A 16,438-nucleotide genomic window follows, 5' to 3' on the forward strand; every position below is an offset into this window, starting at 1 on the left:
GGAGAAAGGTTGCGACGAGCGTGGGCAACAGGGACTGGATCGCGGGTCTGTCCGTCGCCGGATTGATGCTGCCCGAAGCTGTTGCCTATGCCGGTATCGCCGGCCTGCCACCGCAGCACGCCGTCGTCGCGGCTATCGTCGGTTGCCTGACCTATTCCATCCTCGGCCGCAGCCGTTTTGCCATCGTGTCCCCGACATCGTCGTCGGCCGCCATTCTTGCGGCGACGATCGCGGCGCTGCCCGGTTCGACGGCGGACAAGATGGCACTGGTAACGGTGATGGTGGCGCTGACGGGTCTGCTCTTCGTCGCGGCCTCCCTGCTGCGGCTTGGAAACCTCGCAAGCTTCATCTCCCGCCCCGTTCTTCGTGGCTTCGCCTTCGGGCTGGCGGTCACCATCATCGTCAGGCAATTGCCTACCGTTACCGGCATCGAGGTGCCGGTAACCGACATCGTCCATCAGATCGCTGGGCTTTTTGCGGCGCTGCCCCGGTGGAACATGGTGAGCATCGCCGTCGGCGTCGCGGCCCTTGCCGCCCTCCTCGTGCTGCGGCGCGCTCCGTTTCTTCCCGGCGCTTTTCTGGTGCTTTGCGCCGGCATCCTGGCTTCCAGGCTGCTGGACCTTGCGGGCCACGGCGTGGCGGTGGTCGGGCCGTTGTCGATCTCGATGACCTTGCCGTCGCTCTCGCTCGTCGAATGGAGCCAGATCCGGCAGCTTGTTCCCTACACCTTGCCGCTCGTTCTCATCCTCTTTGCCGAATCCTGGGGCACGATCCGGTCGCTTTCATTGCGTCACGGCGAAAGCGTGACGGCCAATCGAGAACTGCTGGCGCTCGGCGCTGCCAATGCCGCCTGTGCCATCGCGCAGGGCATGCCCGTCGGCGCCGGTTTTTCGGCGGGCTCCGCGGCCGAGGCTGCTGGTGCGCAAACCCGAATGACGGCGCTCGTCGCCGCAGTCGGCCTTGCGCTGCTCGTCGTCCTTGGCGCCGATCTGCTTCAGAGCCTTCCCGAGCCGGTCCTTTCTGCCGTCGTCATTGCCGCCCTGGCGCATGCGCTCGATCCTCGGCCGCTTTTGCGGCTGTGGAAACTGAAACACGACGTTGTCATCGCCCTGGCAGCGGCAGTCGGGGTCATCGCCTTCGGCGTCGTCAACGGCATCACCATTGCTGTCGCGCTTTCGCTCGCCGTCTTGCTGCACAGGCTGGCCACGCCCTATGTCGCCTCCCTTGGTCGCCTGGGACAAGGCCATGACTTCGTCGACATCGCCCGCCACGCCGACGCGCAAACGATGCCGGGCATCGCCATCTGGCGTCCGGCGCAACCTCTGTTCTTTGCCAATGCGGATGCCATCCTGACCGAGACGGCCGCACGGATCGGCCACGACCAGACAGCACGCGCCGTCATCCTCAGCCTCGAGGAAAGCTTCGACCTCGACAGCACCGCGCTCGATGCGCTGATCGAATTCGACACGCTTGTGCGCGCCCAGGGCAAGCACCTCTATTATGCACGGGTGCATGACCGGGTCCGCGACATGATCGCCCTGGCCGCTCCCCCGCTTCTCACTTATCTCAGCTACAGCGTCGATGATGCCGTAGCTGCCGCCTCCCAACCCGAAACGACCGCGTCCCTGCCCGGAGCCGTTCGATGACCCCAAACTATGAGCCGCAACTGCAACCGATCGACATCGCCGAACTTCGCCCGACCCAGATCACCGTCGGCTTCCTCGAAGTCACTGAAAAACGACGGGAATGGCGCAAGACTGCCAAGCGGCATGGCGCGGAATTCCTGGGACATCATATGGTACCGGTCGTGCTCGGCCCGAAGGAGCGACCGTATCTGGTCGACCATCATCATCTCGTGCGCGCCCTGCACGAGGAAGGCGTCGCGCATGTGCTGACCAGCATCGTGTTCGATCTCAGCCACCTGTCCAAGGACGAGTTCTGGTCGGTCATGGACCACCGTCACTGGATGTATCCGTTCGACGCACAGGGCCTGCGGCGATCGCACCAGGACCTGCCGCGCACGATCGCCGGCCTCGTCGACGATCCCTACCGGTCGCTTGCCGGCGCGCTCCGCCGCGCCGGCGGTTACGCCAAGGACGCAACGCCCTACAGCGAGTTCATGTGGGCAAACTTCCTGCGCTCGCGCATCGATGCAAAACGCATCGCCAATGACATCGATAAGGCCGTGCACGACGCGCTCGATCTTGCCCACGGCAAGTCCGCCAGCTTCCTGCCGGGTTGGTGCGGCGTCACCGATTGAACCGGCGCCTCGCGGTTCAGGGCACTGGGGTCTGGCGCGCAGCCGACGAATGTGCGGTCAGGATGAAGCGCCTGTAGACGAAGGTGCGGAGGCAGTTTCGCAGGTTGGCCGACTTGCGCTGGGCACGGGCGACCGGCGCATGGGACATTTTCTCGATCCCTTTGAAGCCCGCCTCCTCCAACAGACCGGAAAGCTGCTCGAACCGCAGTCCGCGACCGAAAGGCAGGGCACGCATGATCTCGGCATGGCGTTGGCTCAACGACCCGTCGTAATAGGGATCGGGCCCGGAAAACCTGTCGATCAAGGCCACCAGGCGTTCGGCGAGACGCCCGATTGGAGAAGGCTTCGCCCAGTCCCCGTCATAGATCACCAGCTTCCCACCCGGTCGCAGCAACCGGTGCCACTCGCGGAAGGTCGCCTCGGGCTCGGTAAGCGTCCAGACGAGGTGGCGACAAACGATCGCGTCATAGGCCGCGTCCGGCTCCATGGTGTTTTCGGCATCGGCAAGGATGAAACGCAGCCGCGGTTTCCCGGCGTGTTTCGCCCTGGCGACGGAAAGCATCGCTTCGGAGAAGTCCAGCGCCGTAACCTCGTGACCGAGATCGTGGATGAGCCTTGTGACCTCGCCCGTGCCGCAGGCAAGTTCAAGCACGCGCAGCGGCTTCACGCCAAGGGTGGCGCGGATCGGTTCCTGCCAGGCGGAAAACTCGGCTTCAGACAGGATGCCGTGGCCGAAAGCGAGATCGAAGGTCCTCGCGCGCTCCGACCAGTAGCTGCGGATCGCTTCCTTCAGATGAAAATTCGCGCGCCCTGCCCCTTCTTCGGTGTCGTTCGTCACTTTCCGAAACCGTTTCTGGCAAGGATTTCGTCAAACCGCTTGCGCGCCCGCGCCGGAACCTTGGCCGCCGCAAAGCCTGTGTCGACCTTCGCGTCGCCGACACGGATCACCATCACCATTCCCATCGCAAAATGGGGCGAGCACTTGATCCCGTAGAACCCCTCCGCGTCGAGCGTGACCTCGATCTCCTCGTTGATCCCGCCCTTGAAACCAGCGGTACCTTCGGGAACCATGCCGTCGACCGTCGCCGCGTTGTGGCCGCTGGTGGCAGCGATGAATTTCACCGTGTCGCCGGGGGCGATCTGGAGGAAGTCCGGCTCATAGACCATCGGTCCCGAAACGTTACGGTTGAGCATCTTCACCTCGTGCATTTCGGCTTGGGCGAACTGGAAAGCGGTGAGAAACAGGGACAATCCGAGGAGAAGCGCGCGCATGTAAATCCTTGCTAGGCTGAATGAAAGCGGAAGATGGAGGTTCCGTCCTCGGGGTCGACGACGATGCTCGCACGAACACCGAAGACGGCGGCGATCCGTTCGACGGTCAGGACTTCACGCGGCGGCCCCAGCGCCACCAGCCGGCCGGCGGACATCATGCCGACGCGGTCGCAGCCAAAGGCCTGGTTGAGATCGTGCAAGGCGACCACGGAGGTTATCGGCAGGTCAGCCACCAGCTTCAGGATCGAAAGCTGGTGCTGGATATCCAGGTGATTTGTCGGCTCGTCGAGCAACAGGACCTGCGGCTGTTGCGCCAAGGCCCGCGCCAGGTGAACCCGCTGGCGTTCCCCGCCGGAAAGTGTTGCCCACGAACGGTTTTCGAAGCCCGCCATATCGGTATCGTCGAGCGCTTGCCTGACAATCCGGTCGTCTTCGGCCGACCAGGGCTGCAGCGGCGTGAGCCAGGGCGTGCGGCCAAGTTCGACCGCATCGCGAACCGAGATCGCTTCCGTCGTCTCGGCTTGCTGCTCGAGGAAGGCGATCAACTGGGCAGCCTGGCGGCGTGGCATGGCGTGCAGCATCTGCCCGTTGATCCGCACCTCGCCCGACGTCGACCGGACGATGCCGGCCAGCAGCCGCATCAAGGTCGATTTGCCGGAGCCGTTGGGGCCGACAAGGCCGAGTGTCTCTCCCTGCCGCACGGCGAGATCTACATGGGAAACGATCGCCTTGCCGCGGACGGACCAGCCGAGATCGCGTGCTTCCAGGATCATGATCGGCGCCTCCCGCGGATAAGGATCAGGGCAAAGGCCGGTGCCCCAACCAGGGCGGTGATCACGCCGATCGGCAGCACCTGGCCAGGAACGATCGTCCGCGACAGGATATCCGCCGCGATCAGAAAGACCGCCCCCATGAGGGCGGTTGCCGGGCCGAGCCGGCCATGACGCACACCAACCAGGAAACGGGCCGCATGCGGTATCACGAGCCCGACGAAGCCGATGGAGCCGACAATGCTGACCATCACGGCCGTCACCAGCGCGGTAAGGCCGATCAGCACCACCTGGACGACCCGCACGGGCACGCCGAGCGAGGCGGCGGATTCCGCCCCGAAGGAAAAGGCGTCGAGCGCACGGGCATACCAGATGCAGGCGCCGAGCCCGACAAGGGCCACGGGCACGGCCAGCCAGACGTCCGGCCACCGCGCACCGCTGAGGTTGCCGAGCAGCCAAAACATGATGCCCCGCGCCTGCTCCGCATTGGCCGACTTGGTGATGATGAAAGAGGTCAGCGCGTTGAAGAGTTGCGATCCGGCGATGCCGGCAAGCACGATCTGCCCTGTTCCGCGCAGGGTGACCCCGCCACCGGCGGCACGAGCGAGGATCGCCACCATCAGGAAAGCTGTCACGGCACCGACAAAGGCGCCGAGCGACATGGAGACCGCGCCGGCGCCGAGGCCTGCGACAGTGACGGCCACTGCGCCGGTCGAGGCGCCGGCGGAGATGCCGAGAAGATAGGGATCCGCCAGGGCGTTGCGCAGGAGGGACTGGAGCACCATGCCCGAAACCGCGAGGCCCGCCCCACAGCAGGCGGCAACGATCGCCCGCGGCAGGCGGTAGTTCCAGATGATCCCGACATCGATGGGATCGAGCCCATAGGTCGCGCCGAAAATCTTGTTCGCCAAGGTCTGGAGAACCGTCAAGACGGGTATCGGCGTTTCGCCGATGCAGGTTCCGGAAAGAACGGCGGCAAACAGAGCCAATGTCCCCGTGGCTGCCCGGCCAAGCCGGGAAGCAGGGGCGCGCCGCGAGAGGCCGGTCTTCACTTCGCCAACCCGAAATCCTTAAGCGCAGCGGAGAGAACTTCGATGCCGGCGACCGTTCTGATCGTGGCGTCCATCGCGTGCGCATCCATGACGACGATGCGGTTGTTCTTCACCGCGTCCATCTGGCTGGCAACCGGATCGGTCTTCAGGAACTCGATCTTCTTCAGGTAGTCGTCGGCCGGAAAGCGCCGGCGATCCATCTTGGCGATGACGATCATGGTGGGGTTGGCCTTGGCGATCGTTTCCCAACCGACGACCGGCCATTCCTCGTCGGAGCCGACCACGTTGCGGATGCCGAGCTTGTCCATCATGTAGGCAGGCGCTCCCTTCCGGCCGGCCACATAGGGATCGATGTCCATCTCCGCGCTGGAGAACCAGAAGGCCGCGGACACATCCTTCAAATTGAGCGCCTTGGCCTGCTCGATGGCGTTGGCCTCACGCTTGGCGAGTTCCGCGACGAATGCCTCGCCTTTGTCCTGAACATCGAAGATCTGCGCGAGTTCACGCACGCCCTGATGGATGCTGGCAGTCGAGAAGAGCGCGCTGCGCGTGCCGTCCACACCCACCGAGTTGTCCTTGGCGACGCAGTCGGCCGGAAGGACATAGGTCGGAATTCCCACTTCGTGGAACTGGGTTCGGGTCGCAACGATCCCTTCGGGGCCGACGTGCCAGACGAACTGCACGGCGACGAGCCCCGGTTTCTTGGCGACGACGCTTTCAAAGCTCGGGTCGTTGTCCGCCAGGCGCGGAACCTTGGCATTGACCTCGGCAAATTCCGGCAGCACGTCATTGAACCAGACCGACGTGCCCGTAACCTTGTCGCCGAGGCCGAGCGAGTAGAGAACCTCGGTTGCCGCCTGCCCGACGGTCGCCGAAGTCGCCGGCGCCTTGTCGAAGGTGATCGCCTCGCCGCAATTGTCCAGGGTCAGCGGATAGGCGGTGGGTTCGGCAGCAGCGGCGGTGGCGAAGAAGGCGAAGCCAGAGGCGGCAAGCAGGAAACGCGAAGCGGTCATGGCACATTGTCTCCGATCTTTTGATCGCGCGGATCGGAGGGGACGAGCCAGGACGCAATGATCGAACCGATGTTCAAGAGAACATCGACAGCCGGCACTTGTGGCGCGACCAACGACATCGACAACCTCCCCGGACACCCCGCCCGGCTTGTTCAGTTACAGGTGTCGGTAGGTCTCCTGACTGACGGGTCTTGGCTCCCTCTCGGCCTTCCCGGACCATCGTCCAGTGGCATTTTCGAGAGAGGACTGGCCGCCTACAGTTGCGGGGGCAGTTTCGTTTCGCGGCGAGCCGCGGCGAATTCCCTGTTATTTCCTTTCGGAAACCGACGAGAATTCACTACTCAACGAACGAGTGGAGCGCAAGCATGAAAGCGGCGCTTTCGAAACCACTTGCCAAGAAAGGTAGAAATTCTTTCGCGTCTCGTAATTTCACTAAATATCACTCCCCGCAAATAGGGAGAACATTGCCGATTGTCGAAAACTATACGCAAATGAATACTGTTTAAGTGATCCGTAATTCACACCATCTTCAGACTTACCCTTCGAGGCCAGTCTTCAGCCTGTCGAGAATGGCCACGGCATGGGCGGCATAGTCGCTGATCCAGCGGTCGTGAATGTGCTTGATCGGCAGCGCATTGAGATAGTTCCAGCGCTCGCGTCCTGCCCGCCTGACGATGATCAAGTCGGCGTCCTCCAGCACGTTCAGATGCTGCATCACGGTGCAGCGATCCATGTCTGAAAAGGCCGCGCAGAGCATGCCCGTGGTCTGCGCCTCGCCCTTGAGACGATCAAGCATCGCCCGCCTGCGCGGGTGAGCCAATGCCTTGAAAACCAGATCTTCGTCCTGCTTGCTTGACACGTTATGTTTTTACAACATATTGAAAGCGGACGCAACGGAGACGGCGCCGATGAGACGGGTTTGCGAGCTTTCGCGAGCACTCCAACCGAGCCTGATGGCTGGACTCCGTCGGTCGGAGTTCAGCCTTGCGCCGACACCTCCAAGCAAACCGCCCCAAAGGGAGATGATTGAGAATGCTGCCTAAAATCGCTTCAATGGACGAGTGGCAAGCCGCACTCGAAAAACAGATTGCCAGGGAGAAGGCACTCACCCGCGCACGCGATGAAGTGAGTGCCGAGCGCCGGCGCTTGCCGATGGTCAGGATCGACAAGGACTATTCGTTCGAGGGGCCCGAAGGCACGGTAAGCCTCGCCGACCTCTTCGACGGACGGCGGCAACTGATCGTCTATCACTTCATGTTCGCGCCCGGATGGAAGGCGGGCTGCGACGGCTGCTCCTGGGTCGTGGACGCGATGACCCATCCGGCGCATCTCAACGCACGCGATACGTCCATCGTGCTGATTTCGCGCGCGCCGCTGGAGACGCTGCAGAAATACCAGGCCCGGATGCAGTGGCAGCACCCGGTCTGGTACTCTTCCATGGCGAGCGACTTCAACCACGACATGGGAGCCACGGTCGCCGATCCGGATGACCCGACAAGGACCAGCGAGCGCCATGGCGTCAGCGTCTTCCTCAGGGACGGCGATCATATCTACCGCACCTATTTCAACGGTGCGCGTGGCGTGGAGTATCTCGGCAGCATGTGGACCTATCTGGATCTGACGCCCTACGGTCGACAGGAAACATGGGAAGCCTCTCCTGCGGGATGGCCGCAGACAGAACCCTATGTCTGGAACCGGCGGCACGACGAATACGGGACCGAACCGGCCTTCTGATTTTCCGCGGCGGCGAACATGGAATTGTCGAGCCACCGCTCCTACGTCTTGTCTGGCCGATCGCCAGACCTGCGTCATTGCCGCGAACCCGAACAGGGATCGCGGCAATGGTGAAGGGATGCCACCGGCCCGGCACGGAGCGCCGAACGTGGGGATGGATCGCGCTTCTAAGAGGCGCGCCGATGGGGGCGGCAATCGATGGGAAACGCGACGCAAAACCGCAAGGACGGTCCGGCACCGAGCGGCAAGAGGTTTTGGCGGCGACGCGTTCGGATTGCATCGATCATGTTGGCCGCCCTGCTTCTCCTGGTGGTCGCGCCGCTTGCCGTCATTCTCTACCCAACGCTGAAGACCTATCCCCGGAGCGACTTTCCGGCCGCAGCCTCGCAACTGGAACGCAACAGGCAGGACCTTGCCCATCTGCGGCGCCTGATCGAGGTTGACCGAAGCTTCTCGCCAGCCGCCCAGGCAGCGTTTACGGGCTCCCTTGATGCGATCGAACAACGGGCCGACGATCTCGACCGCGCCGGCCTGGCGATGGCGGCAGCAAAGGCGGTCGCCATCGCAGACAATGGGCACACCAGCGTCGTCGGCCTCGTCGGTGGCCACAGTTTCAATGCGGTTCCGATCCGGCTCGGCTGGTTTGCCGAAGGCCTGTTCGTGATCGCAGCGACAGGCGACCAATCGCACCTTCTGGGCGGAGAGATCCTTGAAGTGAATGGACGGGCGACGGAGGCTTTTGTCGATGCGCTGCGGCCCCATTTCGGCGGACCCGCCAATCTCGCCAGGGAATTCGTCCCGAATGTCGCGATTTCGCCGGAATTGCTCCATGCAGCCGGCCTTGCCGAAAGCCCGCGGGAAAGCGCCTATCTCATCCGCCTAAAGGATGGAAACGTCGCGCAGATCCCTCTTCTTGCCACGCCCGGCGCGCCGGAACCGTTGAACGCCCATGTCTGGCCTCGACGCGATTTCAGTCCCCTGTCGCAGACCGGTCGCGACGCCGGGTGGCAGCACGTGCTCGACGACGTCACGCTGCCGGCCTATCTCACGCGCCCCGACGCCAATTATTGGCACCACTATCCCTTGCCCGATCTGCTCTATGTCCAGATCAACCGCATCAGGGATGGAGCGCCGGAAGGCCTGTCGCAGGGGCTCGCCAAGATGCTGGATGAAGCGGAGAAAAAGCCCATACGCAATGCAGTCGTCGATCTGCGGTTCAACAATGGCGGTAACTACGAATTGACCGCCGATTTCTCGCAAAGGCTCCCGGCCATCCTGCCGCCTGACGGACGGCTGTTTGTGCTGACCAGCGCAAACACCTTTTCGGCGGCGATCAGCACGGCGGCGCGCCTGAGGCATTTCGGCGGGACGCGCACAGTTCTTGTCGGCGAGCCGATGGGAGACCGGCTGCAGTTCTGGGGTGAAGGCGGCCGCACGGTTTTGCCGAACTCGAAGATCACCATCCGCTATTCGACGGCCTATCACGACTGGGAGCATGGATGCAGCCTGTCGGAGATCAGGACCTGTTTCCTCCTGAATTACGCCTATGACGTTCCGGCAGGCCCGCTTCAGCCGGACATCCCGCGCTCGACGAGCTTTGCCGACTATGCCACCGGCACCGACCCTGCAATGGCCACAGTCATGCAGGTCCTCATGGTGGGCAACGCCGATTAAGGTGCCGCTTGTGGGGAAGCAAGCCGGGCCCGGCCATTCCGGGCGGCGGCGGATTCGCGCTGCGGCGACGCTTTACATGTTTTCGCCCGGCAGCTCGCTGGCTTGTTTGACCCAGTCCAGGAACTGCGCCTCGTCGAGTTCGTCGGCCTCATAGATGTCGAGATAGCGCACATCCGGCTGTTTCGACGTGCCGGGCGGCATGGGGCTGAACTGCGCGCCGCGGAAGAAAGCGACCTTCACGTATTTCGTCATGCAGTGAAAGCCGAGGAACCAGACATCCTTTTCCATGCCATAAAAGGGAGAGTTCCATTTGACCGCCTTTTCGACACCGGGAACGGCCTCAACGATCAGCCGGTCAAGACGTTTGCCCAGATCGCTTTTCCATCCCGGCATCGCAGCGATGTATTGCTGTATCGGGGCGTCTCCATAGCCCTTGGCGATCTGCGGGTTGCCGCCGGTCAGGAGGACTACGCCATCGGCCGACTTTGTCGGCGGAGTCTTGCGTCCGCTCGTTGCCCTTGGCGCAGCGGAAGCAGCTTTCGATGCGTTCTTTCCGATTTTCTTCTCAGACATGCGCGGACCTCGACTTTTCCGTCAGTTCGTCGCGGGTCGGATCCTCCGACACGGTCACGGAGTCCATACCCGAATGGCTATGCACGACACATAGCCATCCAGCTATGCATTGGTCAAGGATGAACCTCCAGCTTCAGCTGCGTTGCGGACTGCAACTCGATCCGCAAGACGCTTCGCCAAGTATTGGCAATCGGCACGGCATCTCTCCATCGCCGTAGGGTCATGGCATGCAGACGGTCGGGATCCCTGCGATCCCGGACATGTGCAGCAGCGGCTCGTCACGAGCCACCATTCGGGATCTCGAGCGTGCTCTCCATCAACACCTTGACCGCCGGACACCACCTTGATGCCGTCATTCTCAGGGTGCTGAAAGAACGGATTGCCGTTGCAACGGCGAACGCGCGCCGACCGGTCGAAGCGCCGGACAAGCTCGTCGACCACCTTCTCGACCAGCACCGCCTCAGCCTGCACTTCCTGAGCCTGCACGTGTTGACGGCCGCATCGCCTCGCCGCGAAGCCCTGCTTCTCGCCATCGATCGACCGGTCCCCCGCAAACATCTCCGACGGCTTCAGGGCATCGTCGGAGGTATCATCGAGAACGGCGTCCGCGACGGCCACTTCAAGGCACAGGATCATCATCTGTCTGCCGATCTTTTCACGGCGCAAACGAAGCCGATCTGGGATCCCATAGCCATCGTCGCGCGCCTGCAGGGATCCGAGTGCTACAGTCCTTATGAGCATGCCCGAATGGCCGTAGCCCGCCTGGGCTGAAAAAGGCGGCTTCCGCCCACACGGCTGCGGTTGCAGTCGTGTCCGCGCGTTCGCGCTCCACCAGCACAACGCCTGCCCGATCCCGAAGCTCTCCGATTAGAACCGGCACAACCGTTGCGGAAACCGGACGCCATCTTTCCGGCAGCGCTTGCTGCCTGCCCTCGTCGATCTGCAGCGTCGGGCGATGGCCAGAGCCCGTCCCCTGCCGCCCGCTTGCGCCGCTCCAGCAACGTGCCGAGGCGAGACGATTCGCGTTGCCGCGGAGCCAAAAGCGAACGCCGCCAGTCGCAGGGATGGACTGGCGGCGTTGACCACTTGGAGATCGCCTTCTTCTCAAGGCAGCGTTTTTCTAACACCGCACGATTCAAAGTCAATACATAAAAATATTAATCTCAATTGAGATCATAGCCATCATGAAAGCAAACGTCTCGCCAACGGAATTCAGCCTGGTGAAATGCTAATATGTAGCAATTTTGCAATATGGATCGATCATGCTGTAATTTTGAATTGAGATTATAAACTTTACGAATTCACTTTTGGTAAAATCGTGATACCCGATTGCATGCGCTGGCCAGCCGAAGATCGGGTGGCGCCAACAACCACAGCGCGAAGCAAGTAGGTCGCGGATCCACATCGGGTGATGCGGCCATCTTGCCTGATCGAACAATGAGAGGGATTTTCCCATGACGATGAAAAGCATACTTTTGGGATCGGCTGCCGCGATCGCGGCGACGTCCAGCGTCCAGGCGGCAGACGCAATCATCGCGGCCGAACCGGAGCCGACGGAATATGTCCGTGTCTGCGACGCATTCGGCACCGGCTTCTTCTACATTCCCGGAACCGAAACCTGCCTGCGCATCGGCGGTTATGTACGCTTCCAGACGAACTTCGGTCCGCGCGAAAGCGCTGGTCGCTGGGAAGGCAAGCAGTCGACTTCAGACTGGGATGCTTTTGCCCGCGCGCAGCTGATCCTCGAGGCGAAGAACGATACGGAATACGGCGCGCTCACCAGCTACATCGCCATTCAGGCCGATACCGACAACGACGCCCACAACAACTTCAAGCTCGACGAAGCCTACATCCAGCTCGCGGGCTTGCGTGCTGGCCACTTCGCCAGCTGGTGGGACAAGGGTCTGAACGGCGAAACCGACATCAGCGGCAACGACACGACCGTCTTCAACTCGATCTCCTACACCTATGACGCCGGCGCGTTCCAGGCAGGTATCGCCATCGACGAGCTCGAAGGCCTAACCTCGAAGAACAACGGGGTTGGCGTCGAAGGCATCGTTTCGGTCTCGCTCGGCGGCGCATCCTTCGACCTGCTCGGCGGTTACGACACCGAGGTGAAGCAGGGCGCCATCCGCGGCCTGGTGTCGGCGGATCTCGGCCCGGGCGTGCTCCAGGGCTTTGCCGTCTGGTCGTCGGACCCGAACTCCTACTGGTCCACGTCCAAGTGGAGCGTTGCGGCCTCCTATCGCCTCAACGTCACCGACAGGCTGGCGATCACACCCGGCGCTCAGTATTTCGGCGATCTGCGCCGGAACGTTCTCTTCAACGCGGCCTGGAGAGGCGCTGCATCGCCCAACGAAAGCTTTGGCAACGGCAATGCCTGGAAGGTCGGCGTCACGGCAGACTACAAGATCACCGAAGGTCTTGATATCCGTACAACCGTAAATTACGTCAAGGTCGACTACAACGACACCTTCAAGGGCAGCAAGTCCAAGAACGACGACTACGTGTCGGGCTTCGTCCGCCTGCAGCGTAGCTTCTAACGGAAGAGATTAACTGACGACAATATGCCCGCAATCTGTATCGGTTGCGGGCATATTTTCGTGGACCTTTCAGCAAGGCTTCCTGTGTTTGGCCCGTTCTCTCGATCCGAAACCACGCCACCGGGATAGTCTTCCTCCCATCTCGCAATCGGAATCCATCGATACAGTTTGGCGCAATACATCCGACAGCGATTGATTTGCTGCTGCTGAACCATGTAAAGCTTATCGAACGCCTTACGGAAATCGGGTCCCGGATGCCAAAGTTCAACTACCTCTCTCCCGCCTTGCAGAGCGAAGATGCCGCATTGATGCAAAGTGCATCCTTGAGTGGCATCGAGGCGAAGATCCACGTTGACCTTTGGAACGCCATCATCGACCGCAAGCTGAAGCCTGGGGTCAAGCTGGAAGAGCTCGTGATGTGTGACATCTACGGGATCAGCCGCACGGTCATGCGCAAGGTTCTCATGATCATGGAACAGGACGGGCTGGTGTTCCTGCCGCCCAACAAGGGCGCCTACGTCGCATCCCCATCGCTGCAATCGGCTTTCGAGATGCTTGAAATGAGCGAGGCGCTGCAGACATTCGTCGTCCAGAAAATCGCGACGAACCACGCATCCATCGCCGCCTCCCAGTTCGACCGGATCGCGCAACACGCCAAGGCGGAAGAAAAGGCCGAGGCAGCCCATGATTTCCGGCTTCTGCGCCGGTTCGACATCGAGTTTGGAAGCCTGCTTTGCCTGGTTCATGGCAACGGGACGCTTGCCCGAGAATGGGAACGAAACGCCTCCTGCCTCGCGCTCGCACTTTCGCTTCACCAGAGCGTGCAACCGGCAGGCAGGCAGTCGGATTACTCCCGGCAGATCCTCGCGCGCCTGACGGATGGAGATGCGGCAGGCGCACTTGTCCTTGTCCGCGAGCGGATAGGCCAACTGAAAGCCTCGCTGGACACCCAGTCCGATGGCGAGAATGTGAACCTGCGCGAGATCCTGGGCCTGAATTGAGCCCCATGGGGCGAACGCGGCGACCCCGCTCGCATCCGCGGCCCCTTCGTGCCATTTGCTCGAGCCTAAATTCTATAATCCTGACTACATAAAATCCGTGCGTCCGCTTGTTTCCGCGCAGCGCTATTTATATAAATATCACTACATAAATCACGACGGACGGACATCATGGCGAGCCGCGGACGACCGCGAAGTTTTGACCGCGATCACGCGCTTCGCCTGATCATGGAAGTGTTCTGGTCGAAGGGCTATGAGGCGACCCAGCTCAACGACCTGACTGCCGCGCTCGGGATTACGCCTCCGAGCTTCTATGCCGCGTTCGGCTCAAAGGACGCAGCCTTTCGCGAGGCGGTCGATCTTTATGTCGAAACCGTCGGTTCGGGCACCCGGCGCGCACTCGATGCTGGTAAGACGGCCCGCGAGGCGATCGTTGCGATGCTATCGGCCAGCATCGACGCGGCTCTCGGCGCGCCACAATCGGCGGGCTGCCTGCTGATCCTCGGCGTGGTCAATTGCCAGACCGACTCCCTGCCGCTGCGCGACCTTCTCAGACAGATTCGCAAGGAGACCGAAAACCATATTCTTGTCCGGCTGCGGCGCGGCGTCGCCGAGGGTGATCTACCGCCATCGGCCGACGTCCAGGCTTTGGCCAGGTACTACGCCACGATCATGCAGGGCCTCTCGATGCAGGCGCGCGACGGCGCCACAAGGGACGAATTGCAGGCCCTCATCGCCCCATCGATGGTCGCGCTCTCATAACGGACGACCGTAAGGCGCGCACGCCACAAACAATCCTGAAAGAGAAAACCATGAAGGATCAAAACATCGTCACCGTTCACACCCATGCGACAACAACAGGCCAGGTCATCGTGCCTGCCGTGCTCAAGGACGATGTCGATCAATTCCACTACGCCCCGGCGCGGCGCGCCGGAGATTTTGTTTTTCTGTCGGGCATTGTCGCCTGCAACCGGCAGCCGACGCCGATGGATGCCGAGCAATTCCGCACCGAACTGCGCCATGTGTTCACGCTCATGGAGCAACTGTTGGAAGCGTCTCAGGCGGGTCTTGGCGATGTTGTGGAATTGCAGATGTTCCATGTGTTCGGCAGCGATCGGCTGGCGCTCGACAAGGGCGGGCAGCTCGCCACGATCGCCGAGGTCCGGGACGAATTTTTCCCGGCGCCCTACCCGGCATGTGTCGAGCTGGCCGTCGCGGAATTGAACCCGGAGGGCGGCTTGGTGGAAATCAAGGCGACCGCCTTTGCCCCGCTTTCACGCGGAGGCCGGGCCTAGCATCGGCACGAACCGAATAGCGGAAGAGCGGGAGTGCCCGCGACATAGGCACCCTAAGGTGCGTACTTGTAAGGCGGCCCCTGCGCCCGATACGCCTGCAGCAAAGCCCTGGAGTTTCACTTTCCAGGTTACCCGCTGTTTGAGGATGATATCGATGAAGGCAATGGTTCTCTGCTCCAGCCCACGACGCGACGGAAACTCGGCGACAATGGCGAATGCCGTCGCCGAAGGCCTGCGCGAGGCGGGCCACGAAGTCGAGACGGTGCGGGCCGACGACATCCTGTCGGGGCTGCTTCGAGACTGTCGCCAGTGTCGCATGCCCGACGGCGAGTGCGGGATCGACGACGGTTTCCGGCGCGCGTTCTTCGGTTGCTACCTACCCGCTGACGGCTTCATCGCCGCAAGCCCGATCTACTGGTATGGCGTCTCTGCGCAACTGAAGGCTTTCTTCGATCGAATGTTCTGCTACGTCGCTGCGTCGCATCCGCAATCGGCGTCCGTGGTCGCGCAGATGACCGGAAAACGGATCGGTCTCGTCCTCAGCTCGGAAGAGACCTACCCCACCGTTTCGTCCAGTCCGCAGCATCAGTTCCAGGAATTCAGCCGCTACACGCGCTCGACCTTCGTTGGCGTGGTGCACGGCCATGGCAACGCACGCAGCGACATACACCGCGATCCGAGCGACCCGGTCGCGCGAGCGCGCCACTTCGGCCGGACCTTCTTCAGCGCTCACACCTCCGACTACCAGATCGACACGCCGCGATCAGGCCGCGTCTGGGCGTGAGCCGCCTTGCGCGGCGCGCAATATCCTTTCGCTACGGCAAGCGCATCTTGCGCCGCCTGGCTGCCTTTGCCTCGCTCGCGGCCGTATCGTATTTTTCCCGGAAGCGGTCCAGCTCCGGAAAATTCCGCTCCGCCCATAGGTCGAGGCTGATCAGCGTTTCGCTGAGAGACAGGCCGACTGCGCTCAGGCTGTATTCCACATGCGGCGGGTTCGTCTGCTGATCGTGACGCTGCACCAACCCGTTGCGCTCGAGGTCCTTCAGCGTCTGGGTCAGCATCTTCTGCGAAATGCCTTCGACCTTGCGCAGCAACGCACCATTGCGCATCGGACCCGCCGCAAGCGCAGACATGATGAGGATCGCCCATTTCGTCGATATCAGTTCGAGCGCGTGCCGGGCCGAGCAGGAGGCGTCGAACACGTCGGGATTGCTTGCAGACGGAGCGCCGGCTTGCGGGGGCAGTTTCATCATC

Annotated in this window: 18 protein-coding genes and 1 riboswitch; of the genes, 10 read left to right on the top strand and 8 right to left on the bottom strand. The window is 62.1% G+C overall.

The features are described from left to right. The first annotated feature begins 20 nt into the window (after positions 1 to 20). On the top strand, positions 21 to 1,646 hold the full coding sequence (locus OKW20_RS22965; RefSeq protein ID WP_429175671.1) for a SulP family inorganic anion transporter: 1,626 nt from the start codon (positions 21 to 23) through the stop codon (positions 1,644 to 1,646). After that, positions 1,643 to 2,260, top strand: coding sequence for a ParB-like protein (locus OKW20_RS22970; protein WP_043612072.1), 618 nt, complete (start codon positions 1,643 to 1,645; stop codon positions 2,258 to 2,260). Before OKW20_RS22965 ends, OKW20_RS22970 begins: the two co-directional genes overlap by 4 nt. Positions 2,261 to 2,276: 16 nt before the next feature. Here the strand turns inward: OKW20_RS22970 and OKW20_RS22975 are convergent, their stop codons facing one another. The 6 genes from OKW20_RS22975 to OKW20_RS23000 form a co-directional block, all read right to left on the bottom strand. After that, positions 2,277 to 3,098 carry a class I SAM-dependent methyltransferase gene (locus tag OKW20_RS22975; RefSeq protein WP_429175674.1) on the bottom strand — a complete coding sequence of 274 codons (822 nt, stop codon included), beginning with the start codon at positions 3,096 to 3,098 and terminating at the stop codon, positions 2,277 to 2,279. Further along, positions 3,095 to 3,532, bottom strand: coding sequence for a pseudoazurin (locus OKW20_RS22980; protein ID WP_429175681.1), 438 nt, complete (start codon positions 3,530 to 3,532; stop codon positions 3,095 to 3,097). The genes OKW20_RS22975 and OKW20_RS22980 overlap by 4 nt, the downstream gene beginning before the upstream one ends. Positions 3,533 to 3,543: 11 nt before the next feature. Next, positions 3,544 to 4,305, bottom strand: coding sequence for an ABC transporter ATP-binding protein (locus OKW20_RS22985; RefSeq protein WP_043612076.1), 762 nt, complete (start codon positions 4,303 to 4,305; stop codon positions 3,544 to 3,546). Continuing rightward, positions 4,302 to 5,354 carry a FecCD family ABC transporter permease gene (locus OKW20_RS22990; RefSeq protein ID WP_429175684.1) on the bottom strand — a complete coding sequence of 351 codons (1,053 nt, stop codon included), beginning with the start codon at positions 5,352 to 5,354 and terminating at the stop codon, positions 4,302 to 4,304. Before OKW20_RS22990 ends, OKW20_RS22985 begins: the two co-directional genes overlap by 4 nt. Further along, entirely contained in the window at positions 5,351 to 6,367 is a 1,017-nt protein-coding gene (locus OKW20_RS22995) for an ABC transporter substrate-binding protein (protein ID WP_429175690.1), read from the bottom strand. The genes OKW20_RS22990 and OKW20_RS22995 overlap by 4 nt, the downstream gene beginning before the upstream one ends. Positions 6,368 to 6,517: 150 nt before the next feature. Further along, positions 6,518 to 6,710: riboswitch (cobalamin riboswitch) on the bottom strand. A gap of 192 nt (positions 6,711 to 6,902) precedes the next feature. Continuing rightward, positions 6,903 to 7,226, bottom strand: a complete 324-nt coding sequence (locus OKW20_RS23000; protein WP_429115065.1) for an ArsR/SmtB family transcription factor — start codon at positions 7,224 to 7,226, stop codon at positions 6,903 to 6,905. Between the two features lie 173 nt (positions 7,227 to 7,399). On the opposite strand from OKW20_RS23000, the gene OKW20_RS23005 reads away from it, so the two are divergent. Together OKW20_RS23005 and OKW20_RS23010 are read left to right on the top strand one after the other, a co-directional pair. After that, positions 7,400 to 8,101 (top strand): DUF899 domain-containing protein, encoded by a 702-nt coding sequence (locus OKW20_RS23005; RefSeq protein ID WP_429175696.1) that lies wholly within the window; start codon positions 7,400 to 7,402, stop codon positions 8,099 to 8,101. Between the two features lie 285 nt (positions 8,102 to 8,386). Continuing rightward, on the top strand, positions 8,387 to 9,775 hold the full coding sequence (locus tag OKW20_RS23010; RefSeq protein WP_429175699.1) for a hypothetical protein: 1,389 nt from the start codon (positions 8,387 to 8,389) through the stop codon (positions 9,773 to 9,775). A 72-nt stretch (positions 9,776 to 9,847) separates the two neighbouring features. Here OKW20_RS23010 and OKW20_RS23015 read toward each other — a convergent pair whose 3' ends face one another. After that, positions 9,848 to 10,348 (bottom strand): DUF1801 domain-containing protein, encoded by a 501-nt coding sequence (locus OKW20_RS23015; RefSeq protein ID WP_429175701.1) that lies wholly within the window; start codon positions 10,346 to 10,348, stop codon positions 9,848 to 9,850. Positions 10,349 to 10,654: 306 nt separating this feature from the next. Here OKW20_RS23015 and OKW20_RS23020 point away from each other — a divergent pair, with 306 nt between their 5' ends. From OKW20_RS23020 to OKW20_RS23045, 6 genes are all read left to right on the top strand, one after another. Next, positions 10,655 to 11,119 (top strand): hypothetical protein, encoded by a 465-nt coding sequence (locus OKW20_RS23020; protein ID WP_429175704.1) that lies wholly within the window; start codon positions 10,655 to 10,657, stop codon positions 11,117 to 11,119. A gap of 683 nt (positions 11,120 to 11,802) precedes the next feature. Then, on the top strand, positions 11,803 to 12,891 hold the full coding sequence (locus OKW20_RS23025) for a porin (protein WP_429175705.1): 1,089 nt from the start codon (positions 11,803 to 11,805) through the stop codon (positions 12,889 to 12,891). A 197-nt stretch (positions 12,892 to 13,088) separates the two neighbouring features. Beyond that, the gene (locus OKW20_RS23030; protein ID WP_429175708.1) at positions 13,089 to 13,892 is read left to right on the top strand and encodes a GntR family transcriptional regulator; all 804 of its coding nucleotides are present in this window, start codon (positions 13,089 to 13,091) and stop codon (positions 13,890 to 13,892) included. 168 nt (positions 13,893 to 14,060) lie between these two features. Beyond that, positions 14,061 to 14,651, top strand: a complete 591-nt coding sequence (locus OKW20_RS23035; protein WP_429175710.1) for a TetR/AcrR family transcriptional regulator — start codon at positions 14,061 to 14,063, stop codon at positions 14,649 to 14,651. Positions 14,652 to 14,701: 50 nt separating this feature from the next. Further along, positions 14,702 to 15,184: a Rid family hydrolase gene (locus OKW20_RS23040; RefSeq protein ID WP_429175713.1), complete on the top strand. Its 483-nt coding sequence runs from the start codon at positions 14,702 to 14,704 to the stop codon at positions 15,182 to 15,184. A 154-nt stretch (positions 15,185 to 15,338) separates the two neighbouring features. After that, a complete protein-coding gene (locus tag OKW20_RS23045) occupies positions 15,339 to 15,968 on the top strand; it encodes a flavodoxin family protein (RefSeq protein ID WP_429175716.1) in 630 nt (209 codons plus the stop codon). Between the two features lie 31 nt (positions 15,969 to 15,999). Here the strand turns inward: OKW20_RS23045 and OKW20_RS23050 are convergent, their stop codons facing one another. Next, on the bottom strand, positions 16,000 to 16,437 hold the full coding sequence (locus OKW20_RS23050) for a winged helix-turn-helix transcriptional regulator (protein ID WP_429175718.1): 438 nt from the start codon (positions 16,435 to 16,437) through the stop codon (positions 16,000 to 16,002). Position 16,438 lies beyond the last annotated feature (1 nt).

Origin of the sequence: Ensifer sp. LBL, from assembly GCF_050435225.1 — a bacterium.
In the GTDB taxonomy this organism is placed as follows: Bacteria; Pseudomonadota; Alphaproteobacteria; order Rhizobiales; family Rhizobiaceae; genus Ensifer.

Bases quoted from the DNA above. Each gene is read 5' to 3' on its own strand.
- OKW20_RS23005 (WP_429175696.1), top strand. From the start codon at position 7,400: ATGCTGCCTAAAATCGCTTCAATGGACGAGTGGCAAGCCGCACTCGAA.
- OKW20_RS23050 (WP_429175718.1), bottom strand. From the start codon at position 16,437: ATGATGAAACTGCCCCCGCAAGCCGGCGCTCCGTCTGCAAGCAATCCC.
- OKW20_RS23045 (WP_429175716.1), top strand. From the start codon at position 15,339: ATGAAGGCAATGGTTCTCTGCTCCAGCCCACGACGCGACGGAAACTCG.
- OKW20_RS23035 (WP_429175710.1), top strand. From the start codon at position 14,061: ATGGCGAGCCGCGGACGACCGCGAAGTTTTGACCGCGATCACGCGCTT.
- OKW20_RS22995 (WP_429175690.1), bottom strand. From the start codon at position 6,367: ATGACCGCTTCGCGTTTCCTGCTTGCCGCCTCTGGCTTCGCCTTCTTC.
- OKW20_RS23015 (WP_429175701.1), bottom strand. From the start codon at position 10,348: ATGTCTGAGAAGAAAATCGGAAAGAACGCATCGAAAGCTGCTTCCGCT.
- OKW20_RS23010 (WP_429175699.1), top strand. From the start codon at position 8,387: ATGTTGGCCGCCCTGCTTCTCCTGGTGGTCGCGCCGCTTGCCGTCATT.
- OKW20_RS23025 (WP_429175705.1), top strand. From the start codon at position 11,803: ATGACGATGAAAAGCATACTTTTGGGATCGGCTGCCGCGATCGCGGCG.
- OKW20_RS22985 (WP_043612076.1), bottom strand. From the start codon at position 4,305: ATGATCCTGGAAGCACGCGATCTCGGCTGGTCCGTCCGCGGCAAGGCG.
- OKW20_RS23040 (WP_429175713.1), top strand. From the start codon at position 14,702: ATGAAGGATCAAAACATCGTCACCGTTCACACCCATGCGACAACAACA.
- OKW20_RS22970 (WP_043612072.1), top strand. From the start codon at position 1,643: ATGACCCCAAACTATGAGCCGCAACTGCAACCGATCGACATCGCCGAA.
- OKW20_RS22980 (WP_429175681.1), bottom strand. From the start codon at position 3,532: ATGCGCGCGCTTCTCCTCGGATTGTCCCTGTTTCTCACCGCTTTCCAG.